General features: G+C 68.1%; 18 protein-coding genes and 1 tRNA gene. 9 read left to right on the top strand and 10 right to left on the bottom strand.

Annotated elements, in window-relative coordinates; genetic code table 11:
- The first annotated feature begins 42 nt into the window (after positions 1-42).
- From AB0D31_RS00690 to AB0D31_RS00670, 5 genes are all read left to right on the top strand, one after another.
- Positions 43-1,257 carry a branched-chain amino acid ABC transporter substrate-binding protein gene (locus AB0D31_RS00690; protein ID WP_362715242.1) on the top strand — a complete coding sequence of 405 codons (1,215 nt, stop codon included), beginning with the start codon at positions 43-45 and terminating at the stop codon, positions 1,255-1,257.
- A gap of 100 nt (positions 1,258-1,357) precedes the next feature.
- A complete protein-coding gene (locus tag AB0D31_RS00685) occupies positions 1,358-2,287 on the top strand; it encodes a branched-chain amino acid ABC transporter permease (protein WP_362714987.1) in 930 nt (309 codons plus the stop codon).
- Positions 2,288-2,292: 5 nt separating this feature from the next.
- Entirely contained in the window at positions 2,293-4,116 is a 1,824-nt protein-coding gene (locus AB0D31_RS00680; RefSeq protein ID WP_362714985.1) for a branched-chain amino acid ABC transporter permease, read from the top strand.
- On the top strand, positions 4,113-4,982 hold the full coding sequence (locus AB0D31_RS00675) for an ABC transporter ATP-binding protein (protein WP_362714982.1): 870 nt from the start codon (positions 4,113-4,115) through the stop codon (positions 4,980-4,982). Before AB0D31_RS00680 ends, AB0D31_RS00675 begins: the two co-directional genes overlap by 4 nt.
- Entirely contained in the window at positions 4,979-5,695 is a 717-nt protein-coding gene (locus AB0D31_RS00670) for an ABC transporter ATP-binding protein (RefSeq protein WP_362714980.1), read from the top strand. Before AB0D31_RS00675 ends, AB0D31_RS00670 begins: the two co-directional genes overlap by 4 nt.
- Before the next feature lie 78 nt (positions 5,696-5,773).
- On the opposite strand, the gene AB0D31_RS00665 is transcribed toward AB0D31_RS00670, so the two are convergent.
- Entirely contained in the window at positions 5,774-6,427 is a 654-nt protein-coding gene (locus AB0D31_RS00665) for a response regulator (protein WP_362714977.1), read from the bottom strand.
- 89 nt (positions 6,428-6,516) lie between these two features.
- On the opposite strand from AB0D31_RS00665, the gene AB0D31_RS00660 reads away from it, so the two are divergent.
- Both AB0D31_RS00660 and AB0D31_RS00655 read left to right on the top strand, forming a co-directional pair.
- Positions 6,517-6,599 (top strand) — tRNA-Leu (locus AB0D31_RS00660).
- An 83-nt stretch (positions 6,600-6,682) separates the two neighbouring features.
- Positions 6,683-7,462 (top strand): helix-turn-helix domain-containing protein, encoded by a 780-nt coding sequence (locus AB0D31_RS00655; RefSeq protein ID WP_362714974.1) that lies wholly within the window; start codon positions 6,683-6,685, stop codon positions 7,460-7,462.
- A 46-nt stretch (positions 7,463-7,508) separates the two neighbouring features.
- Here AB0D31_RS00655 and pyk read toward each other — a convergent pair whose 3' ends face one another.
- Positions 7,509-8,945 (bottom strand): pyruvate kinase, encoded by a 1,437-nt coding sequence (gene pyk, locus AB0D31_RS00650; protein WP_362714971.1) that lies wholly within the window; start codon positions 8,943-8,945, stop codon positions 7,509-7,511.
- A 168-nt stretch (positions 8,946-9,113) separates the two neighbouring features.
- On the bottom strand, positions 9,114-9,812 hold the full coding sequence (locus tag AB0D31_RS00645) for an SIMPL domain-containing protein (RefSeq protein ID WP_362714968.1): 699 nt from the start codon (positions 9,810-9,812) through the stop codon (positions 9,114-9,116).
- Positions 9,813-10,072: 260 nt separating this feature from the next.
- On the opposite strand from AB0D31_RS00645, the gene AB0D31_RS00640 reads away from it, so the two are divergent.
- Complete coding sequence (locus AB0D31_RS00640) at positions 10,073-11,893, top strand: 5'-nucleotidase C-terminal domain-containing protein (protein WP_362714965.1); 1,821 nt, start codon at positions 10,073-10,075, stop codon at positions 11,891-11,893.
- A gap of 160 nt (positions 11,894-12,053) precedes the next feature.
- On the opposite strand, the gene AB0D31_RS00635 is transcribed toward AB0D31_RS00640, so the two are convergent.
- The 7 genes from AB0D31_RS00635 to AB0D31_RS00605 form a co-directional block, all read right to left on the bottom strand.
- Positions 12,054-13,457 carry a SidA/IucD/PvdA family monooxygenase gene (locus AB0D31_RS00635; protein WP_362714961.1) on the bottom strand — a complete coding sequence of 468 codons (1,404 nt, stop codon included), beginning with the start codon at positions 13,455-13,457 and terminating at the stop codon, positions 12,054-12,056.
- Positions 13,454-14,893 (bottom strand): aminotransferase class V-fold PLP-dependent enzyme, encoded by a 1,440-nt coding sequence (locus AB0D31_RS00630; protein ID WP_362714959.1) that lies wholly within the window; start codon positions 14,891-14,893, stop codon positions 13,454-13,456. The genes AB0D31_RS00635 and AB0D31_RS00630 overlap by 4 nt, the downstream gene beginning before the upstream one ends.
- Positions 14,894-15,272: 379 nt before the next feature.
- Positions 15,273-17,792 carry an aminopeptidase N gene (gene pepN, locus AB0D31_RS00625; RefSeq protein ID WP_362714956.1) on the bottom strand — a complete coding sequence of 840 codons (2,520 nt, stop codon included), beginning with the start codon at positions 17,790-17,792 and terminating at the stop codon, positions 15,273-15,275.
- A 146-nt stretch (positions 17,793-17,938) separates the two neighbouring features.
- Complete coding sequence (locus tag AB0D31_RS00620) at positions 17,939-18,340, bottom strand: type II toxin-antitoxin system VapC family toxin (protein ID WP_362714953.1); 402 nt, start codon at positions 18,338-18,340, stop codon at positions 17,939-17,941.
- Positions 18,337-18,633 carry a type II toxin-antitoxin system prevent-host-death family antitoxin gene (locus tag AB0D31_RS00615; protein ID WP_362714950.1) on the bottom strand — a complete coding sequence of 99 codons (297 nt, stop codon included), beginning with the start codon at positions 18,631-18,633 and terminating at the stop codon, positions 18,337-18,339. The genes AB0D31_RS00620 and AB0D31_RS00615 overlap by 4 nt, the downstream gene beginning before the upstream one ends.
- A gap of 123 nt (positions 18,634-18,756) precedes the next feature.
- Positions 18,757-19,059, bottom strand: coding sequence for a chorismate mutase (locus AB0D31_RS00610; protein WP_362714947.1), 303 nt, complete (start codon positions 19,057-19,059; stop codon positions 18,757-18,759).
- An 11-nt stretch (positions 19,060-19,070) separates the two neighbouring features.
- Positions 19,071-19,958: an AraC family transcriptional regulator gene (locus tag AB0D31_RS00605; RefSeq protein ID WP_362714945.1), complete on the bottom strand. Its 888-nt coding sequence runs from the start codon at positions 19,956-19,958 to the stop codon at positions 19,071-19,073.
- A 128-nt stretch (positions 19,959-20,086) separates the two neighbouring features.
- On the opposite strand from AB0D31_RS00605, the gene AB0D31_RS00600 reads away from it, so the two are divergent.
- Entirely contained in the window at positions 20,087-21,883 is a 1,797-nt protein-coding gene (locus AB0D31_RS00600; protein WP_362714943.1) for a beta-galactosidase family protein, read from the top strand.
- The last annotated feature ends 59 nt before the right edge of the window (positions 21,884-21,942 follow it).

Here is a 21,942-nt window from a genome sequence, read left to right as displayed (position 1 = left end):
GAGGCCGCGCCAGGGAAAGGACCCATCGTGCGACACCGTTCCTTGCTCATCCTCACCACAGTGCTCACCACAGGCGCACTCACCCTCACCGCCTGCGGCTCGCGCGACAAAGGCGGCGACGACAGCAGCGGCAAGAAGCAGACCGTCGTCATAGGCGTCGACGCACCCCTCACGGGTGACCTGTCCGCCCTCGGCCTCGGCATCAAGAACTCCGCCGACCTCGCCGCCCAGACGGCCAACAAGCAGAACCTCGTCCCCGGCGTCGAGTTCAAGACCCAGCCGCTCGACGACCAGGCCCAGCCCTCCGTCGGCCAGCAGAACGCCACCAAGTTCATCGGCGACAAAACCGTCGTCGGCGTCGTCGGCCCCCTGAACTCCAGCGTCTCGCAGTCCATGCAGAAACCGCTCAACGACGCCGGCCTCACCCAGATATCCCCCGCCAACACGGGCACCGAGCTGACCCAGGGCGACGGCTGGAAGACCGGCACGAAGAAGCGCCCCTACAAGACCTTCTTCCGCACCGCCACCACCGACCAGGTCCAGGGCGCCTTCGCCGCCAAGTACCTGTTCAACAACGCCAAGATCAACTCGGTCTACCTCATCGACGACCAGAAGACCTACGGCGCCGGCCTCGCCGCGTCCTTCAAGGACACCTTCACCAAGCTCGGCGGCAAGATCGTCGGAAGCGACCACATCAACCCCGACGACCGCGACTTCAACGCCATCGTCGCCAAGGTCAAGACCACCGGCGCCAAGGCCCTCTACTACGGCGGCGAATACCCCGCCGCCGGCCCCCTGTCCCAGCAGCTCAAGGACAGCGGCACCAACATCCCGCTCATGGGCGGCGACGGCATCTACAGCGCCGACTTCATCAAGCTCAACAAGAAGGCCACCGGCGACCTCGCCACCTCCGTCGGCAAGCCCGTCGAACAGCTCGACTCCGCGAAGAACTTCATCGCGAACTACAAGGCCGCCAACTACAAGGACGCCTACGAGGCCTACGGGGGCGGCACCTACGACGCCACCTGGGCCATCATCCAGGCCGTCAAGGACGTCGTCACCGCCAACAACGGCAAGCTCCCCGACAGCGACCTGCGCGCCAAGGTCCTCGACGCCGTCGGCAAGGTCAAGTTCGACGGAGTCACCGGCCCCGTCTCCTTCGACGAATACGGCGACACCACCAACACCATGATGACCGCCTACAAGGTCACCGACGGCGCCTGGAAGCCCGAGCTCAGCGAGGCCTACAAGCCGTAACCCGGCGAATCCCGCCACGCCGCAACCCAAGGACCGCGCGGGAGCGCCACCAGCGCTCCCGCGCGGTGCCATATCCGCTCACATTCACGGAGGCCCCGCGGTGCACGAACTGCCGCAACAGCTGGCCAATGGACTCATCCTCGGCGCGATGTACGGACTCATCGCGATCGGCTACACGATGGTCTACGGCATTGTCCAGCTCATCAACTTCGCCCACGGCGAGATATTCATGGTCGGGGGCTTCGGGGCTCTCACCGTCTTCCTCGCACTCCCCTCAGGCTTCTCGCTCCTCGCCGCCATCCCGCTCATGATCATCGGCGGCGTCATCGTCTCCGTGCTCGTGGCCACCGCAGCAGAGCGCTTCGCCTACCGGCCCCTGCGCAACGCACCCCGCCTCGCCCCGCTCATCACCGCGATCGGCCTCTCCCTCGCCCTCCAGCAGGCCGTATGGAAGTGGTACCCCGACGCCAAGAAGGACCGCTCCTTCCCCCAGTTCGACGGCAGCCCCTTCCACGTCCTCGGCGCCAACATCCAACGCGGCGACCTCTTCATCCTCATCGCCGCCCCCGTCTGCATGATCGCCCTCGGCATCTACGTCAACAAGACCCGCACCGGCCGCGGCATGCAGGCCACCGCCCAGGACCCCGACACCGCCAAACTCATGGGCATCAACACCGACCGCATCATCGTCATGGCCTTCGCCATCGGCGCCGCGTTCGCCGCCGTCGCCGCCGTCGGCTACGGCCTCCACAACGGCCAAGTCGGCTTCCGCATGGGCTTCATCATGGGCCTCAAAGCCTTCACCGCAGCCGTACTCGGCGGCATCGGCAACATCTACGGAGCCATGCTCGGCGGCATCGTCCTCGGCCTCGCCGAAGCACTCGCCGTCGGCTACGTCGGCAACATCCCCAGCATGGAACTCTTCGGCGGCGGCGCCTGGAAGGACGTATGGGCCTTCGTCCTCCTCATCGTCGTCCTCCTCGTGCGACCCCAAGGCCTGCTCGGCGAACGCGTCGCGGACAGGGCGTGAACACCATGACCAACACCAGCGAAACCACCCCCCTCATCGCGCTCCCCGCGACCACCGCGCGCGCCCTCACCACCGCCGGCGCCGCGCTCACCATCATCTCCACGTTCCTCGCCTGGACCTGGACCAGCGACTTCCCCGGCGACCTCACCGTCACCGGCTACCCCGGCGGCCTGCAAGTCCTCACCCTGCTCGGCGCAACCCTCACTCTGCTGTACGCCCTCACCGGCTACCAACTCCCCGGGCTGCGCTGGCTCAACCCCACCCAAAGCAACAACCCGACGGCACTGCTCGCGCTCGGCACACTGGGCGCCACCTGGTACACCCTCATCGCCATCGCCGACGAACTCGGCGGCGTCGTCAACCTCGAACCCGGCGGCTACCTCGCCGCAGCCGCCAGCCTGCTCACCCTCATCGGAGCACTCAGCCAGCCCCTCGAACGACGCACCAAAGACAGCCTTCCCAAGTGGAACTGGTTCCTGGCCATCATCGTAGGAATCGCCATCTACGCGGCATACCGTGCACTCAGGCTCGGCCGCAACACCCGGCCCCTGCCCAAGAGCCGCACCATCCCCGACTGGGCCGGCATCCTCATCATCGTCGCCGCCTTCGCCATCGGCCTCTACGTCTTCGCATACGGCATCGACACCGCCTACACCGAACTGTTCATCGGCTTCCTCATCACCGCCGTATTCACGTTCGCCGCCATCACCCAAGCAGGCCTCCTCACCCGCCTCTCCCAACTCACCGCACACCACCGCACCATCACCCTCAGCGCCGCCTTCGTCGCCGCGATCTGCTTCCCCTTCACACAATCCAGCGACGAATACGCCCTCATCGGCGCCAACATCCTCATCTTCGCCACCGTCGCCCTCGGCCTCAACGTCGTCGTCGGCCTCGCCGGCCTCCTCGACCTCGGCTACGTCGCCTTCCTCGGCGTCGGCGCCTACGCCGCAGCCCTCGTCTCCGGCGCAAGCACCTCAAGCCTCGGCGTCCACTTCCCCTTCTGGGCCGCCATCCTCGTCGGCGCCGGCGCATCCCTCATCTTCGGCGTCCTCATCGGCGCCCCCACCCTGCGCCTACGCGGCGACTACCTCGCCATCGTCACCCTCGGCTTCGGCGAAATCTTCCGCATCACCATGAACAACCTCAACGGGAACAGCGGACCCAACGTCACCAACGGCTCCCGCGGCATCCCCGCCATCCCCGACATCACGATCTTCGGATACGACCTCGGCATCAGCCACGACATCGCCGGCTTCACCCTCGGCAAACCCGGCAACTACTACCTCCTGATGCTCGTCATCACCCTCATCGTCGTCACCGTCTTCCGACGCAGCGCCGACTCCCGCATCGGCCGCGCCTGGGTCGCCATCCGCGAAGACGAAACCGCCGCCACCGCCATGGGCATCAACGGCTTCCGCGTCAAACTCATCGCCTTCGCACTCGGCGCCACCCTTGCCGGACTCGCCGGCACCGTACAAGGCCACCTCACCAGCACCGTCACCCCCGAGCAGTACCAATTCGCCGGCTCCGTACCCCCCAACTCCGCCTTCCTCCTCGCCGCCGTCATCCTCGGCGGCATGGGAACCATGAGCGGACCCCTCATCGGCGCCGCCCTGCTCTACCTCATCCCGGCCAAACTCCAATTCATGCAGGACTACCAGCTCCTCCTCTTCGGAGTCGCCCTCATCGTCCTCATGCGCCTGCGCCCCGAAGGCATCGTCGCCGACCGCAGGAAAAAGCTCGAATTCCACGAGACCGGCCAACTCGACACACCAGACACCACCCTCACCGACACACCCGTCGGCGTCACCAAGGCGGGGGCGTGACCACCATGACCACCACCACCGACACCGTCCTCCACGCCAGCGGCGTCACCATGCGCTTCGGCGGACTCACCGCCGTACAAAACGTCGACCTCACCGTCAGCAGCGGCGAAATCGTCGGCCTCATCGGACCCAACGGCGCAGGCAAAACCACCTTCTTCAACTGCCTCACCGGCCTGTACATCCCCACCGAAGGAAAAGTCACCTACAAAGGCACCACCCTCCCCCCCAAACCCCACCTCGTCACCCAAGCCGGCGTCGCACGCACCTTCCAGAACATCCGCCTCTTCCCCAACATGACCGTCCTGGAAAACGTCCTCGTCGGCCGCCACACCCGCACCAAAGAAGGCCTCTGGTCCGCACTCCTACGCCTCCCCGGATTCAAAAAAGCCGAAGACGCATCCCGCGAACGAGCCATGGAACTCCTCGAGTTCACCGGACTCGCCGCAAAAGCCGACCACCTCTCCCGCAACCTCCCCTACGGCGAACAACGCAAGCTCGAAATCGCCCGCGCACTCGCCAGCGAACCCGGACTCCTCCTCCTCGACGAGCCCACCGCCGGCATGAACCCCCAAGAAACCCGCGCCGCCGAAGAACTCATCTTCGCCATCCGCGACCAAGGCATCGCCGTCCTCGTCATCGAACACGACATGCGGTTCATCATGAACCTCTGCGACCGCGTCTCCGTCCTCGTCCAAGGACAGAAACTCCTCGAAGGCACCCCCGAAACCGTCCAGGCCGACGAACGCGTCATCGCCGCCTACCTCGGCACCCCCTTCGAAGGCGCACCCGGAGACGAGGAAATCGCCGAAGTAGAAGCAGCCGAAACGGCGCAGAGCACCACCCGCACCGAAGGAGACACCCCGTGACCGCACTCCTCGAAGTCGAGGACCTCCGGGTCGCCTACGGCAAAATCGAAGCCGTCAAAGGCATCTCCTTCAGCGTCGAAGCAGGCCAAGTCGTCACCCTCATCGGCACCAACGGCGCCGGAAAAACCACCACCCTGCGCACACTCTCAGGACTCCTGGAACCCCTCGCCGGACAGATCAAATTCGACGGCAAACCCCTCAAAAACGTCCCCGCACACAAAATCGTCGCCCTCGGCATGGCCCACTCCCCCGAAGGCCGCCACATCTTCCCCCGCATGACCATTGAAGACAACCTCCGCCTCGGCGCCTACCTCCGCGACGACAAAGCCGGCATCGAAAAAGACATTCAGCGCGCCTACGACCTCTTCCCCATCCTCGGAGAACGCCGAAAGCAAGCCGCAGGCACCCTCTCCGGCGGCGAACAACAAATGCTCGCCATGGGCCGCGCCCTCATGTCCCAGCCCAAACTCCTCATGCTGGACGAACCCTCCATGGGCCTCTCCCCCATCATGATGCAGAAAATCATGGCCACCATCACCGAACTCAAAGCCCAAGGCACCACCATCCTCCTCGTCGAACAGAACGCCCAAGCCGCGCTCTCCCTCGCCGACCAAGGACACGTCATGGAAATCGGCAAAATAGTCCTCTCCGGAACCGGACAGGACCTCCTCCACGACGAATCAGTGCGCAAGGCCTACCTCGGCGAAGACTGAGCCCCGGGAAATGCAAGAGTGGCCCGCACCCGGATTCGCCAGGGTGCGGGCCACTCACGTACGCGTAAGACAGCGGGGCTACTCCCCCTTCGCCGCCTTCTTCTCCTCGGCGTCCTCAATAACCGCCTCAGCCACCTGCTGCATCGACATCCGCCGATCCATCGACGTCTTCTGAATCCACCGGAACGCCGCCGGCTCCGACAACCCGTACTGCGTCTGCAACACCGACTTCGCCCGGTCCACCAACTTCCGCGTCTCCAAACGCTGCGACAGGTCCGCGACCTCCCGCTCCAGCGCCTTCAACTCCGTAAACCGCGACACCGCCATCTCGATCGCCGGCACCACATCGCTCTTCGAGAACGGCTTCACCAGATACGCCATCGCACCGGCATCCCGCGCCCGCTCCACCAGATCCCGCTGACTGAACGCCGTCAGCATCAGCACCGGAGCGATCGACTCCTTCGCGATCAGCTCCGCCGCCGAGATCCCATCCAGGACCGGCATCTTCACATCCAGGATCACCAGATCCGGCCGGTGCTCACGGGCGAGCTCGACGGCCCGCTGCCCGTCACCGGCCTCACCCACGACCGCGTAGCCCTCTTCTTCGAGCATCTCCTTGAGATCGAGGCGGATGAGGGCCTCGTCCTCAGCGATGACGACACGGGTCGTCAGCGGGGGGACGTGCGACGCGTCGTCGTCTGCGACGGGCTGGGGCGACTCGGGGGCGGTCACGGGGGCTCCTCGGTGCGGGGCAGCTACTGCTGCCAAGAGCCTACCTAGCTGCAACCCGCTCCTTCGACCCGGTAGACTCCCGAGTGCTTGCCCGGTTGGAGGAACTGGTCAGACTCGCGGTGCTCAAACCACCGTGCCTAACGGCATGTGGGTTCGAATCCCACACCGGGCACTCTGCAAGGCGGAGGATCACCTTCGGGTGATCCTCCGCCTTTTGCTACCCAGAGCAACGGTCGGCCACCCAGGGTTATTCGTATGGACCTTCACGGCACAGACATGCGACAGAAAGCTCTCACGCTGCTGCGGCAAGGCATGACCAACAGAGCGGTGGCCGAGCATCTCGATGTGCCCCGCGGCACGGTCGGCTGGTGGCGCCACGAGGACCGCCGACGCAGGGGCGAGATCTATGAGCTGCCCACTGATTGCCCGCGCTGCACGGACCGCACCTTCAATCACGTGGCGTACGCCTATTTGCTGGGCCTCTACCTGGGTGACGGGCACATCATCTCCAAGCCCAAGCAGCACCACCTGTCCATTTTCTGCAACGCCGCCCAGACCGGTCTGATCGATGCCGCGGAACAGGCGATGCGTTCGGTGATGCCGTTGCCCCGCACGAACAGAAGACAGCGGCAGGGATGCGTGGAGGTCAAGTCCTTTTCACAGCACTGGACTTGCATGTTCCCTCAGCACGGCCCCGGCAAGAAGCACGAGCGCCGCATCGCACTCGAACCCTGGCAGCAGGCCATCGTCGACGCCCACCCCTGGGAGTTCGTCCGCGGTCTCATCCATTCCGACGGCTGTCGCGCCAACAACTGGACCACTCGCATCGTCGGCGGAGAGAAGAAGCGCTACGAGTACCCGCGCTACTGGTTCACCAATGTGTCCGATGACATCCGGCAGCTGTACACGGACACCCTTGACCGGCTGGGCATCGAGTGGCGCCACTGCACTCGCCAAGGCAAGCCGTACAACATATCCGTCGCGAAGGGGAACTCCGTCACCTTGATGGACGAGCACATAGGCCCAAAGTACTGACGCGGGGCCCCCTGCAAGGGGTGGCGCAAGGGGCCGTGGCCCAGGGTTACTTGGGGCTGTCGTCCTCGCCGATGTGGTGGACGCGGACCAGGTTCGTCGAGCCGGCCACTCCCGGTGGGGAGCCCGCCGTGATGACGACCACGTCGCCCTTCTGGCAGCGGCCGAACTTGAGCAGCATCTCGTCGACCTGCGCGACCATCTCGTCGGTGGATTCGACGTGCGGGCCAAGGTAAGTCTCCACGCCCCAGGTGAGGTTGAGCTGGGAGCGGGTGGCCGGGACCGGGGTGAAGGCGAGGAGAGGGATCGGGGAGCGGTAGCGGGACAGGCGTTTGACGGTGTCGCCGGATTGGGTGAAGGCGACGAGGAATTTGGCACCGAGGAAGTCGCCCATTTCGGCGGCGGCTCGGGCGACGGCGCCACCTTGGGTGCGGGGTTTGTTGCGGTCGGTGAGGGGTGGGAGGCCCTTGGCGAGGACGTCTTCTTCTGCCGCTTCGACGATGCGGCCCATCGTTTTGACGGTTTCGATGGGGTGTTTGCCGATGCTGGTCTCGCCGGAGAGCATGACGGCGTCGGTGCCGTCGATGATGGCGTTGGCGACGTCGCTGGCTTCGGCTCGGGTGGGGCGGGCGTTGTCGATCATCGAGTCGAGCATCTGGGTGGCGACGATGACCGGCTTGGCGTTGCGTTTCGCCAGTTTGATGGCGCGCTTTTGGACGATGGGGACTTGTTCCAGGGGCATTTCGACGCCGAGGTCGCCGCGGGCGACCATGATGCCGTCGAAGGCGGCGACGATGTCGTCGATGTTGTCGACGGCTTGGGGTTTTTCGATTTTGGCGATGACGGGGAGGCGTCGGCCTTCTTCGTCCATGATGCGGTGGACGTCTTCGATGTCGCGGCCGGTGCGGACGAAGGAGAGGGCGATGATGTCGGCGCCGGTGCGCAGGGCCCAGCGGAGGTCTTCTTGGTCTTTGTCGGAGAGGGCGGGGACGGAGACGGCGACGCCGGGGAGGTTGAGGCCTTTGTGGTCGGAGACCATGCCTCCTTCGATGACGAGGGTGTGGACGTGGGGTCCGTCGACGCGGGTGACTTGGAGGGTGACTTTGCCGTCGTCGACGAGGATGCGTTCGCCGGTGGTGACGTCGGTGGCGAGGCCGGGGTAGGTGGTGCCGCAGAGGTGGCGGTCGCCTTGGGTGTCGGGTTCGACGGTGATGGTGAATTCGTCGCCGCGTTCAAGGAGTACGGGGCCTTCGGTGAAGCGGCCGAGGCGGATCTTCGGGCCTTGAAGGTCGGCGAGGATGCCGACGTTGTGGCCGGTTTCGTCGGAGGCTTTGCGGACGTGGTGGTAGCGCTCTTCGTGTTCGGCGTAGGTGCCGTGGCTGAGGTTGAAGCGGGCTACGTCCATTCCGGCTTCGACCAGGGCTTTGATCTGGTCGTATGTGTCGGTGGCGGGCCCTAGGGTGCAGACGATTTTGGCTCGGCGCATGGTGTGAGCCTAGGGGCTTACCGTCGGGTAGGTATTCGGTCGTGGGTTACTGCTCAACAACCTTTGGGTGAAGGGTGGTTGACAAGTATTGAAGTGTGCGTGGGGGCGCTCCGATGAGCAGTTCGGCGCGCCCCCGGGTGTGTTCGTGCCGGGGGTTGCGTCTGCGCTTCAGAGGCTGGGCGGGGTCATGATGAAGCGGGCGTTGACGCGGGCGTGGAGGGTTTGGCGTTGGGGTTCGAGGTCGAGGGCGGGGGTGGGTTCGGGGGCGCCACCGGGTGCGGGTGCGGCGAAGGACCGGGAGCCGCCGAAGGGGCCGCTGTAGCCGGGTGCGGGGTTGTCGGCGCCGGGGTCGGAGAGTTCGACGAGGGCGGCGAGGGTGGTGTCGAGGGCGTCGGCGTATTCGCGGGCGCGTGTGACGGCTTGTTGGACGGCGCGGCGGCGTACGTCGCTGTATGCGGGTGAGTCGTGGCGCAGGGACCACCAGGGGCCGTCGACGCGGGTGAGTTCGAGGTCGGCGAGGCGGGTGGTGAGTTCGCCGAGTGCGGTGAAGTCGGTGAGTTGGGTGGTGATGCGGACGTTGCCGTGGTAGGTGCGGACGCGTTCGCCGCGGCCGTGGCGGGTGAGTTGGGGGGTGAGGGTGAAGGCGCCGGTTTCGAGTGTGTCGATGGCGGTGCCGTAGGTCTTGATGAGGTCGATGACGTGGGTGTTGCGGCGGGTGAGGTCGTCGAGGGTGGCGCGGCGGTCGGTGCCGCGGGTGGTGATGGTGATGGTGATGCCGGCGAGTTCGGGGTCGACTTCGAGGTGGGCTTCGCCGTGGACGGCGAGGCGGGGTTGGTCGGGGGTTCCGTAGGGCTGGGTGTCGGTCATGGGTCCACTGTGGCATTGGCGGGGGTGTGGACGGGGGGCTTGGGCGGGGCATGGGCGGGCGATGCCCGGCAGGGGGCGCGCGGGGTAACCCGGCAGGGGTGGGCGGTGCCCGGCAGGGGGGTGTTCTGTCAGGGGCCGGTCATCAGATCGCAACCTTCTGTGGGTGTTGCGGGGGGGGGTTGTGCGTCAGAATCCGTGGGTCTACGCGCGTCGCCGTCCGCTCAACTTCTACGCGCGTCACACGACTTCAGGGAGAGAGCATGCCGCTGAACCGCAGGACGTTCCTTGGCTCTACGGCCGCCGCCGGTGCCGGTGTGGCCGTGGCCGGGGGTGTCGCGTCGCCCGCCGAGGCCGCGCCGCAGGGCCAGGATCTGGGTCATGGTCACGGGCGTGAGCCGAAGCGGTACGCGTTCTCGGTGATGGGGACGACGGATCTGCACGGCCATGTCTTCAACTGGGACTACTTCACGGACGCGGAGTACGACGACGCGGCGCACAACGATGTGGGTCTGGCGAAGATCTCGACGCTGGTGGATCAGGTCCGTAAGGAGAAGGGCCGTCACAACACGCTGTTGATCGACGCGGGTGACATCATCCAGGGCACTCAGCTGTCGTACTACTACGCGCGGGTGGAGCCGATCACGGGGTCCGGTGGCAAGCGCGGGCCCGAGCACCCGATGGCGTTGGCGATGAACCACATGCGCTACGACGCGGCGGCGCTCGGCAACCACGAGTTCAACTATGGCATTCCGACGCTGCGCGCCTTCCAGGACCAGTTGGACTTCCCGCTGCTGGGTGCGAACGCTCTGGACGCGAAGACGTTGAAGCCGGCGTTTCCTCCGTACACGGTGCGGCGGTTGAAGGTGCCGCACGGGCCGGATGTGAAGGTGGGGATCCTGGGGCTGACCAACCCGGGGATCGCGATCTGGGACAAGGCGAACGTGCAGGGCAAGATGACGTTCCCGGGTCTGGTGGAGCAGGCGAAGATCTATGTGCCGAAGCTGCGGGCGCTCGGGTGTGACGTGGTGATCTGTACGGACCACTCGGGTCTTGACGGGGGTACGTCGTACGGGGACGCGCTGCCGTATCCGGAGAACGCGTCGTCGTTGGTGGCGGAGCAGGTGCCGGGGATCGACGCGATTCTGGTGGGTCACACGCACAAGGAGGTGGCGTCGCGGACGGTGGTCAACAAGGAGACCGGTAAGTCGGTGGTGCTGTCCGAGCCGTACATGTGGGGGATGCGGCTGAGTGTCTTCGACTTCGAGCTGGAGTTCTCGCGGGGCCGCTGGCATGTCGCGTCGGTGACGGCGGATGTGCGCAACGCCAACGCGGTGGCCGAGGACCCGGTGGTGAAGCGCCTGGTGAAGGCGGAGCACGACAAGGTCGTGGCGTATGTGAATCAGGTGGTGGGCACCAACACGGCGGAGATGAAGTCGGATCAGGCTCCGTTCAAGGATGTGCCGATCATCGATCTGATCAACCACATTCAGGCGGAGACGGTGAAGGCGGCGCTGGCGTCCACGGCGTATGCGTCGCTGCCGGTGTTGTCGCAGGCGGCGTGTTTCTCGCGGTCGGCGGTCATCCCTGCGGGCAAGGTGACGATCAAGGATGTCGCGGGTCTTTATGTGTACGAGAACACCTTGGAGGCACGGCTTCTGACGGGCGCTCAGGTACGGGCGTACATCGAGTTCTCGGCCAACTATTACGTGCAGACGACGGGTGCGGTGGACCCGGCGAAGATCACGAACGCGAACAATACGCCGGACTACAACTACGACGTGGTCAGTGGTGTGTCGTACGAGGTGGACATCGCGAAGCCGGCGGGTTCGCGGGTGTCGAAGGTGATGTTCGACGGGAAGCCGTTGGACGATGCGGCGCAGTTCGTGCTCGCGGTGAACAATTACCGGGCCAATGGTGGCGGCAACTTCCCCGGGGTGGCCACCGCCAAGCAGCTGTGGGCGAACTCCGACGAGATCCGTAACACGATGATCGCGTGGGTGAAGGCGAAGGGTGTCATCGATCAGGCGGAGTTCGCTTCGGTGGACTGGAAGCTGACGCAGAACGGTGTCGCGGTGTTCTGAGCGGTCGGCCGTGTGAGCCGTCCGGTGTTCTGAGCGGTCGGCGTTCTGAACGGTCGGCGTTCTGAGCGGTCGGCGTTCTGTGCCGTCGGTGCTCTGTGCCGTCGGTGTTCTGTGCTGTCGGTGAGTGCGATCGGGTTCTGTGCCGTCGGTAGGCGAAACGTCACGGCTGTTCGACGAGTGGAACCAGGTCCCCCGGGTGGTGTGCCGGGCGGGCCTGGTTTTTTTTGTCGAGCCCGAAGGTGGTGAAGGCGGTACGGGCCGGCTGCGGGTAGGGCTCTTTGCCGGTGAGGGAGTTGAGGATGGTGGCGCTGCGCCAGGCGGCGAGGCCGAGGTCGGGGGCGCCGACGCCGTGGGTGTGCTGTTCGGCGTTCTGGACGTGGACGTGTCCGGTGACGGAGGGGTCGAGTACGAGTTTGAACTCGGCGTCGACGCGGGGCCGTTCGGAGGCGTCGTAGCGCATGTAGGGGTCGAGTCCGGCGAGGATGCGGCCGAGGGGGCGTTCGCGGTAGCCGGTGGCGAGGACGACGGCGTCGGTGGTGAGGCGGGAGCGGGCGCCTTGCTGGGTGTGTTCGAGGTGGAGCTCGACTTTGGTGGTGGCGACGCGGCCGGCGGTCCGTACGCTCACGCCGGGGGTCATGGTGATGTCGGGCCAGCCGCCGTGCTGGGTGCGGCGGTAGAGCTCGTCGTGGATGGCGGCCATGGTGTCGGCGTCGATGCCCTTGTGCAGTTGCCATTGGCGGGGCAGGAGCTGGTCGCGTACGGCTTCGGGCAGGGCGTGGAAGTAGTGGGTGTAGTCGGGGGTGAAGTGTTCGAGGCCGAGCTTGGAGTACTCCATGGGCGCGAAGGCTTCGGTGCGGGTGAGCCAGGTGAGTTTCTCGGCGCCTTGGGGGCGGTTGCGCAGGAGGTCGAGGAAGACTTCGGCGCCTGATTGGCCTGAGCCGATGACGGTGATGTGGTCGGCGGTGAGCAGGCGTGCGCGGTGGTCGAGGTAGTCGGAGGAGTGCAGGACGGGGACGGTGGGGGCGTCGACGAGGGGTTTGAGTGGTTCGGGTACGTGGGGTTGGGTGCCGATGCCGATGGCGAGGTGGCGGGTGTGGGCGCGGCCGAGGGCTTGGGCTTCGCCGTTGAGGTCGAGGTGGGTGTAGTCGATTTCGAAGAGGGCGCGTTCGGCGTTCCAGCGGACGGCGTCGACTTGGTGGGAGAAGTGGAGGTTGGTGAGGTTTTCGCTGACCCAGCGGCAGTAGGCGTCGTATTCGGTGCGCTGGATGTGGAACTTTTCGGCGAAGTAGAACGGGAAGAGCCGTCCGTGATGCTTGAGGTAGTTGAGGAAGGTCCAGGGGTTGGTGGGGTCGGCGAGGGTGACGAGGTCGGCGAGGAAGGGGACTTGGAGGGTGGTGCCTTCGATGAGGATGCCGGGGTGCCAGTGGAAGGCGGGGCGCTGTTCGTAGAAGACGGTGTCGAGTCCGCCGGGTACGCCGTGGGCGAGGGCGGCGAGGGAGAGGTTGAAGGGGCCGATGCCGATGCCGACGACGTCGTGGGGTTGGTCTTCGGGGTGCGATGTCATTGCGGGGCGCCTTCCGTGGGGGGTGGGGTGGGGGTGGTTTCGATAGGGGCGGCTGCGGTGGCTTCGAAAGAGGTCGCTTCGAGGGCTTCGAGGGTGGTGGTGAGGAGGGTGGTGAGGTCGTCGTGGGTGAGGTGGGGGTTGAGGAGGGTGGCTTTGAGCCAGAGGCGGCCCTCCGCGTGGGCGCGGCCGAGGACGGCGGTGCCGTGGGTGAGCAGGGTGCGGCGGATGTGGGCGACGGTGGCGTCGGGGGCGTGGCGGGGGCGGAAGAGGACGGTGGAGATGGTGGGGGCGCGGTAGAGCTCCAATTCGGGTTGCTGGGTGATGAGTTGGGCGAGTTGGGTGGCGTGGGCGCAGACGCGGTCGATGAGGTGGGCGAGACCGTCGCGGCCGAGGGCGCGCAGGGTGACGGCGATTTTGAGGGCGTCGGGGCGGCGGGTGGTGCGCAGGGAGCGGCCGAGGAGGTCGGGTAGGCCGTGGTGGGTGTCGTCGTCGGCGTTGAGGTAGTCGGCGGTGTGGGCGAGGGGTGCGAGGTGGGTGGGGTCGGCGACGGCGAGGAGGCCGGCGGCTACGGGTTGCCAGCCGAGTTTGTGCAGGTCGAGGGTGACGGTGTCGGCGTGGTGGAGGCCGGCGAGTTGGGGGCGGTGGCGTTCGCTGAAGAGGAGGGGTCCGCCGTAGGCGGCGTCCACGTGGAGGCGGGCGTGGTGGCGGGCGCAGAGGGCGGCGATGGCGGGGAGGTCGTCGATGGCGCCGGTGTCGGTGGTGCCGGCCGTGGCGACGACGAGCGCGGTCCCGTCGAGGGTGGTGAGGGCGGTGTCGAGGGCGGCGGGGTCGGTGGTGCCGGTGGGGGCGGGGACGACGATGGGCCGGGGCAGGCCGAGGAGCCAGGCGGCTCGCTGGATGGAGTGGTGGGTGTGGGCGCCGCACACGATGTGCACGTGGTCGTGGTCTTCGCGGGCGAGGAGGAGGGCGAGTTGGTTGGACTCGGTGCCGCCGGTGGTGATGAGGGCGTCGCCGTGGGGCCAGATCTCTTGGGCGATGGTGCGGGTGAGGAGGGCTTCGAGGGCGGAGGCGGCGGGGGCCTGGTCCCAGGAGTCGAGGGAGGGGTTGAGTGCGGACGCGGCGAGGTCGGCGGCGGCCGCGAGGGCGAGTGGCGGGGTGTGGAGGTGGGCGGCGCAGAGGGGTTCGGCGGGGTCGGCGGTGCCTTCGGCGAGGGCGCGTACGACGGTGGTGAGGGCTTCTTCGGCGCCGGTGCCGTGGGCGGGCAGGAGGGGGTGGGTGGCGTGGTGGAGGCGGTCGGTGACGGTTTGGGGTCCGCCTGCGGGGAGCGGGCCGCCTCGGGTTTTCGCCCCTTGTTCGAGGGCGTCGAGTACGACGTCGAGGAGGGGGCGCAGGGCTGCGGGCCCTGCGGTGCCTCCGGCGAGGGGCGGATGGTGCATGGGGTTCCTTCGGGGGTGTGGGCAGCGACTTCACCAGCGTGGTCCTGTGCCGGCCGGTGAAGCCGCTGTGAACAACGATCTCAACCCGAAAGTGGTATTGCCTTGCGGTGGGGGCGAGTTGGGGTGGGTGGTTGCTGGTATGGCGGGTCCGCCCGCGCGGTGCGGCGCCCGGCGCGCGAGGTGCGGCGCCCGGCCCACCCCGTATCGCGGACCGGCCCACCCCGTATCGCGGACCGGGCCGCCCCGTATCGCGGGCCCGGGCGCCCGGTGTCGCGGCCCGGCCCGCGAGGTAGGGCGTAAGGCTCGCGAGGTGTCGCGCCCGGCCCGCGAGGCGGGGCGTAAGGCCCGCTCAGCGCGGTGATCCGCACGGGCCCGGTGGTCAGCCGCGGACGCGCAGGGCTCGGCGCAGGTCGTCGACCTGGTCGGCGAGGCGGCGGCGCAGGGCGGGTGTGAGGTCGTCGCGGGTCAGGCAGGTCTCGCCCAGGCGCAGGGCTTCTTCGTCGACGGCGGGCAGCGGGAAGGCGTACTGGCCGGCGGCCTGGGCCATGGCGGGGCCCCGGCGGGTGGCGAAGGGGACGGTGTCCTCGTAGTAGCGGGCGATGTAGGGCTTGAGGAGGTCGGCCTGTTCGGGTTGCCAGAAGCCTTGGGCGGTGGCGGTGAAGAGGTAGTTGGAGAGGGTGTCGCTGTGGAACATGGCGTTCCAGGCGGTTTCCTTGGCGGTGGGGGTGGGGAGGGCGGCGCGGCAGCGGGCGGCGCCTTCTTCGCCGGTGGCGCTGGGGTCGTCGGCGAGGTGGGCGGCGATTTCCTTGTCGTCGGTGGCGCCGAGTACGGCGAGGCGGGTGAGGATGCGCCAGCGCAGTTCGGGGTCGAGTTCGGGGCCGCCGGGTACGTGGCCGTCCTGGAGCCAGGCGCGCAGGGTGTCGGGTTGGGTGGCGGCGTCGATGAAGTGGCGTACGGCGATGAGGCGCAGGCCGGGGTGGGTGCCGTCTTCGGTGCGGCGGATCAGGTCGCGGGTGAGGTCGGTGAGGAGGGTGAGGGCGGCGGGGCGGTCGGTGGGGGTGAGGTAGCGGTCGGTGATGTGGGTGGCGGCGAAGGTCAGGACGCCTTGGACGATGGCGAGGTCGGTTTCGTCGCAGAGGTGGGCGCGAGCGGTTTCCAGGTAGTCGCTGGGTGCGAGTTCGCCGTCGCGGACCATGTCGCGCAGGGTGTTCCACAGGACGGCGCGGGTGAGGGCGTCGGGGACGCCGGACAGGGAGCGCAGGGCGGCTTCGGTGGAGGTTTCGTCGAGGCGGACCTTGGCGTAGGAGAGGTCCTGGTCGTTGAGGACCAGCAGGGCGGGACGCGGGCCGGGTCGGGTGACGGGGGCGGTGTGCGGGACGTCGATGTCGAACCGGTCGCGCAGGACGAGGGTGCGGCCGTCGTGGGGGTCGCGGTCGTAGGTGCCGACGGTGAGGCGGTGGGGGCGGTGTCCTTGGCGGGTGGTGGTGAGGTGCCACTGTCCGTCGCTTTCGGCCACGGTGGGAGTGAGGGTGTCGACTCCGGTGGTGCCGAGCCATTGTTCGGCCCAGGCGTGGACGTCGCGGTCGGTGGCGCTCGCGAGGGAGTCGATGAAGTCGGCGAGGGTGGCGTTGGCGAATTTGTGACGGGCGAAGTGGGTGTTGATGCCTGCGAGGAAGTCCTTCTCGCCGAGCCAGGCGACGAGTTGGCGTAGGGCGGAGGCGCCCTTGGCGTAGGAGATGCCGTCGAAGTTGAGGAGGGCGGAGGCGGTGTCGGGGACGGCGTCGGGTGCGGGGGCGACGGGGTGGGTGGAGGGCCGCTGGTCGGCGTCGTAGCCCCAGGATTTGCGGGTGATGGCGAATTCGACCCAGGTGTCGGCGCCCCTCCACCTGGGGGTCCACCCCGCAGGGCCCCCGAGGGCGACTTCGTTGAGGGTCTGGTAGCCCATGTATTCGGCGAAGGACTCGTTGAGCCAGATGTCGTCCCACCATTGGAGGGTGACGAGGTCGCCGAACCACATGTGGGCCATCTCGTGGGCGATGACCATGGCGCGGATCTGGCGCTGGGTGTCGGTGACGGCGGAGCGGTAGACGAATTCGTCGCGGAAGGTGACGAGGCCGGGGTTTTCCATGGCGCCGGCGTTGAATTCGGGGACGAACGCCTGGTCGTAGGAGTCGAAGGGGTAGGGCTCGTCGAACTTCTCGTGGTAGCGGTCGTAGCACTGCCGGGTGATCTCGAAGAGTTCGTCGGCGTCGGCGTCGAGGTGGGGTGCGAGGGAGCGGCGGCAGTGCAGGCCGAAGGGGAGGCCGGCGTGTTGGGTGGTCACGGAGTGCCAGGGGCCTGCGGCGACGGCGACGAGGTAGGTGGAGATGAGGGGGGTGGTGGTGGCTTTCCAGCGGCCGTCGTCCTGCTGGGTGGTGATGCCGTTGGCGAGGACGGTCCAGGTGTCGGGGGCGGTGACGGTGAGGTCGATGACGGCTTTGAGGTCGGGCTGGTCGAAGGCGGCGAAGACGCGCTGGACGTCGTCCATGAAGAGCTGGGTGTAGACGTATGTCTCGGCGTCGGCGGGGTCGGTGAAGCGGTGCAGTCCTTCGCCGGTGTGGGAGTACGCCATGGCGGCGTCGATGTGCAGTTCGTGCGGGCCGGCGGTGAGGGCGGTCAGCGGGAGCCGGTTCTCGACGAGGGTTTCGGGGTCGAGGGGGGCGCCGTCGAGGGTGGCCGAGCGCAGGGTGGCGGGTTTGAGCTCGACGAAGGTGTCCCCGGCGGCGCGGGTGGTGAAGTGGAGGGTGGTGCGGGAGTCGAACGTGTCGTCGCCGGTGGTGAGATCGAGCTCGATCGCATATCGCTGGACGTCGAGGAGGAGGGCTCGGGTCTGCGCTTCGTCGCGCGTCAGTACGGACATGGGCCCATGCTGCCTGATGCGGGCGGGGGCGCCCAGCGTGCGGACGGGCCGGGGTGGGGGTTCGGGGCTTTGGCGTCGTCGTCCGGTGCGCGGATGGGCGTGGGCACTCTCTGCGCGCCGGCGCCTCGGGGGTGGGGCCGGGGGCGTCAGGCGCCGGGAGCCCGGACGGGGAGGTCTCGTTCGGCGGCTGCCGCGGCGAGCCTCTTGTCATACGTGACGAACGCGGTCAGCGCATGTTCGAGGTGTTCGGCGCAGGCCAAGTGGATCGCGTCCGGGCTGCGCAGATGCCGTTGCGGGAATTGGCCGGCGGCTCGCAGGATCTGATCGGTGAGGCGGATGCGTAGCACTCGGTCCAGCATCTCCTCGGCGGCGTCGCCAAGTTCGGGGTCGGCGGCGGCGCGTACCAGGGTGCGGGCGACCTCGGTCTGGGTGAGTGCCGACGTCACGTGGCCCTCGGCTGCGTGTGCGGTCAAGAAGGTGCGCAGCGCCGGTGTCTCGGGTTCGGGAAGCAGCAGTTTGAGCAGGGCGCACGAGTCGAGGTAGATCATCGTTCTTCCTCGTCGCGCAGGGAGTGCAGCACTGCGGAGAGCGGGCCGGGCTGCCCGGTCCGGGCCGGTAGGGGTTGCCAGTCGGCGAGGCCGCGTGCTGAGGCCGCGTTGTCCGGGTCCACGGTGCCGGTGCGTTCGAGGTCCTCCATGACCCGTTGCTCGGGGTCCGGTGGGCCGAGGACCGCGACGAGCCGGCCGTTGCGCGTGATTTCGACTCTTTCGCCGGCGGCGACTCGTTCGATGAGTTCGCTCGCGTGCTGCTGGAGCTGACGAATGGGGACTCTGGTGGTCATGGCTTCCACGGTAGCGGCGCGTGTGCGTCGCGGCCTCGAAGCGTGCGTCGTTTCGCTCGTACGAAGTACGAGGGGCGGCCGGGCTGCCTGCCCGGCCGATCGACTCCGTGAACGCCCGTGCGGTCAGCTGGAGTTGGCGATGGTCTCGTGGTGGCGGATGACCTCGGCGATGATGAAATTGAGGAGTTTCTCGGCGAAGGCGGGGTCGAGTTTGGCGCTTTCGGCGAGGCGGCGCAGGCGGGCGATCTGTTCGGCTTCGCGAGAGGGGTCGGCCGGGGGGAGCCGGTGCTCGGCCTTGAGGTGGCCGACCTGCTGGGTGCATTTGAAGCGTTCGGCCAGCATGTGCACGACGGCGGCGTCGATGTTGTCGATGCTGTCGCGGAGCCGGGAGAGCTCTGCTTGCACGGAGGGGTCGATCGTGGTCATGGTCAGCGAGCTTACGTGGCGTGGCCGACGATGGTCGGCGGGTGTTCAGGATCCGGGATCCGGCTGCTCCAGCCGCCGGGGACGGCTCGGCCCTGTTGCTCGCGGAAGCGTACGGGTGCGATGCCGACACGGCGGGTGAAGAGGCGGGAGAAGTAGGCGGGGTCGTCGTATCCGATGCGGCGGGCGATGGCGGCGACGGGGAGTTCGGTGGCGGCGAGGAGTTCTTTGGCGCGGCCGAGGCGGATGCCGAGGAGGTAGTCCTTGGGGCTGCATCCGGCGGCTCTGCGCACGGCGGTGCGCAGCTCGGCGGGGGTCATGCCGTGGCGGGCGGCGTGTTCGGCGACGGACAGGGGCTGGAAGGCGTCGCGGGCGAGGGAGTCGAGTACGGGGTCGCCGTCGGGTGCGACGTCGGCGCGGGAGCGGCGCAGTGCGACGAGCAGTTCGTGAACGGCTGCAGCGGTTTCGACTTCCAGGAGGGGGTTGCCGCGGCGGGCGGCCCTGGCGATGCGGCCGACGGCGGCGTGCGCCCCGACGGTGTCGCTGAGGGGGACGACGGGCCGGTCGGGGTCGATGTAGCCGAGTTCGGTGTACGTGGTGGTGGCGGGGCCGGCGAAGTCGACGAAGGATTCGTCCCAGCCGGTGACGGGGTCGGCGCCGTAGTGGTGGGGCACGCCGGGGGTGAGCCAGATCAGGGCGGGTGCGGTGACGGGGACGCGGCGGCCGTCGGGGCCGCGGAACCAGCCGCCGCCGGCGCCGATGACGACGGCGACGTGGTGGTCGAGGGTGCGGGGTCCGACGGTGGGCAGCGTGCCGTGTTGCAGTCCCACGCCGAGGCAGACCAGGCCGAGGCGGTGGTGGGCCGGACTCGGGGTGAAATACCGCATCCAGGTGTGATACATGCCGCTTTCCGCTCTCTGCCGGTCCCCCTTGTGTCCAATCAGCGCCGATCTTTGTCCATGGACCCGTGCCGCGCCAGGGGGCGAGAGTGGCCCGCGTAGCGATCGAGAGAGATGGGCGGGGCTGAGCGGTGGCCGACTTCACGGTGGGGGACGCGGACTTTCTGCTCGACGGGCGGCCGGTGCGGCTCCTCTCGGGGGCGCTGCACTATTTCCGGGTGCACGAGGCGCAGTGGGGGCACCGCCTCGCGATGCTGCGGGCGATGGGCCTGAACTGTGTCGAGACGTATGTGCCGTGGAACCTGCACGAGCCGTTCCTCGGCCATTACCGGGACGTGGGGGCGCTCGGCCGGTTCCTGGACGCGGCGCGGGAGGCGGGCCTGTGGGCGATCGTGCGGCCGGGGCCCTACATCTGCGCCGAGTGGGAGAACGGCGGGCTTCCGCACTGGCTGACGGGCCGGCTGGGGCGCCGGGCGCGTACGGACGATCCGGAGTATCTGGTGCATGTGAACCGGTGGTTCCACGCGCTGCTCCCCCAGGTCGCCGAGCGGCAGATCGACCGGGGTGGTCCGGTGGTGATGGTGCAGGTGGAGAACGAGTACGGCAGTTACGGCACCGACCGGGGCTACTTGCGTCATCTCGCCGATCTGCTGCACGACTGCGGGATCACGGTGCCGCTGTTCACCTCGGACGGCCCCGAGGACCACATGCTGACGGGGGGCTCGCTGCCGGGTGTCCTCGCCACGGCGAACTTCGGCAGCGGGGCGCGCGAGGCCTTCGAGGTGTTGCGCCGCCATCAGCCCTCGGGGCCGTTGATGTGCATGGAGTTCTGGTGCGGCTGGTTCGACCACTGGGGTGCGGAGCATGTGGTGCGGGACGCGGGCGACGCGGCGGCGACGCTGCGCGAGATCCTGGAGTGCGGGGCGTCGGTCAACCTGTACATGGTGCACGGCGGGACCAACTTCGCGGGCTGGTCGGGTGCGAACCGGGCCGGGGAGCTGCATGTGGGGGCGCTGGAGCCGACGGCGACGTCGTACGACTATGACGCGCCGATCGACGAGGCGGGCCGGCCCACGGAGAAGTTCTGGCGCTTTCGCGAGGTGCTCGCGGCGCACCAGGCGGACGGGGCTGCCGCACTCCCTCAACTGCCGCCGGAGCCACGTCCGTTGAGAGGTTCGTCCGCGGCGACCTGGGAGGCCTGGTCCTCCCTTTCCGATGTGATGGACGTGCTGGGGGGCGAGGAGAGCGAGTCGCCGGTGCCGCCCACGTTCGAGGAGCTCGACGTCGACCGGGGCGTGGTCCGCTACCGCGTGGACGTCCCCACGGGACGGCAGCCGTACCCGCTGGGTGTGCTGGGGTTGCGTGATGTGGCGACGGTGTACGTCGACGGGGTGCACGCGGGGGTCCTGGACGGCGAGGACGCGACGCTGGCGGATCCGGTGCCGGGCGGGGCGGCGGTCGAGCTGTGGGTGGAGTCACTGGGCCGGGTCAACTACGGGCCGCGCGGCGGGGAGACGAAGGGGATCACGGGCGGAGTGCTGCACGAGCGGCAGTATCTGCACGGCGTGCGGGCGCGGGGTCTGCGCTTGGACGCGTTCTCCGTCCCGGGGGCGGTGGAGAAGCTCCCCTTGGGCGAGGTGGTGCCGCCGCCCGGTACGACCGGTCTGCACCGGGGCCGGCTCGACCTGCCGGCCGGGGAGCCCGGGGTGGGCGGGGTGGGCGGGGACTGGTTCGCGTGGCTGCGGCTGCCCGGGTGGGGGCGGGGGTTCGTGTGGGTGAACGGGTTCTGTGTGGGGCGCTACTGGGGGGTGGGGCCGCAGCGGGCGCTGTACGTGCCGGGGGCGGTGCTGCGGGCGGAGGGCAACGAGGTGTGGGTGCTTGAGCTTGCGGGCGCGGAGGGGGTGGGCGAGGTGACGCTGGCCGGCTGAGCCCGGCGACGTTCCTTGCGGGCGCGGCTTGCTTCTGTGCGGTTGGGGGAGTTTGAGGA

It is taken from the genome of Streptomyces sp. NPDC048361, from assembly GCF_040651795.1.
Classification (GTDB): Bacteria; Actinomycetota; Actinomycetes; order Streptomycetales; family Streptomycetaceae; genus Streptomyces.
The sequence above is the reverse complement of the archived record's forward strand: the minus strand, read 5'-3'. Positions and strand labels throughout refer to the sequence as shown.

What these genes read in the sequence shown, in the direction of transcription:
- AB0D31_RS00620 (WP_362714953.1), bottom strand. Translation starts at nt 18,340, where the DNA reads ATGATCTACCTCGACTCGTGCGCCCTGCTCAAACTGCTGCTTCCCGAA.
- AB0D31_RS00680 (WP_362714985.1), top strand. Translation starts at nt 2,293, where the DNA reads ATGACCAACACCAGCGAAACCACCCCCCTCATCGCGCTCCCCGCGACC.
- AB0D31_RS00630 (WP_362714959.1), bottom strand. Translation starts at nt 14,893, where the DNA reads ATGCACCATCCGCCCCTCGCCGGAGGCACCGCAGGGCCCGCAGCCCTG.
- AB0D31_RS00635 (WP_362714961.1), bottom strand. Translation starts at nt 13,457, where the DNA reads ATGACATCGCACCCCGAAGACCAACCCCACGACGTCGTCGGCATCGGC.
- AB0D31_RS00655 (WP_362714974.1), top strand. Translation starts at nt 6,683, where the DNA reads ATGGACCTTCACGGCACAGACATGCGACAGAAAGCTCTCACGCTGCTG.
- pyk (WP_362714971.1), bottom strand. Translation starts at nt 8,945, where the DNA reads ATGCGCCGAGCCAAAATCGTCTGCACCCTAGGGCCCGCCACCGACACA.
- AB0D31_RS00610 (WP_362714947.1), bottom strand. Translation starts at nt 19,059, where the DNA reads ATGACCACGATCGACCCCTCCGTGCAAGCAGAGCTCTCCCGGCTCCGC.
- AB0D31_RS00615 (WP_362714950.1), bottom strand. Translation starts at nt 18,633, where the DNA reads ATGACCACCAGAGTCCCCATTCGTCAGCTCCAGCAGCACGCGAGCGAA.
- AB0D31_RS00645 (WP_362714968.1), bottom strand. Translation starts at nt 9,812, where the DNA reads ATGACCGACACCCAGCCCTACGGAACCCCCGACCAACCCCGCCTCGCC.
- pepN (WP_362714956.1), bottom strand. Translation starts at nt 17,792, where the DNA reads ATGTCCGTACTGACGCGCGACGAAGCGCAGACCCGAGCCCTCCTCCTC.
- AB0D31_RS00640 (WP_362714965.1), top strand. Translation starts at nt 10,073, where the DNA reads ATGCCGCTGAACCGCAGGACGTTCCTTGGCTCTACGGCCGCCGCCGGT.
- AB0D31_RS00605 (WP_362714945.1), bottom strand. Translation starts at nt 19,958, where the DNA reads ATGTATCACACCTGGATGCGGTATTTCACCCCGAGTCCGGCCCACCAC.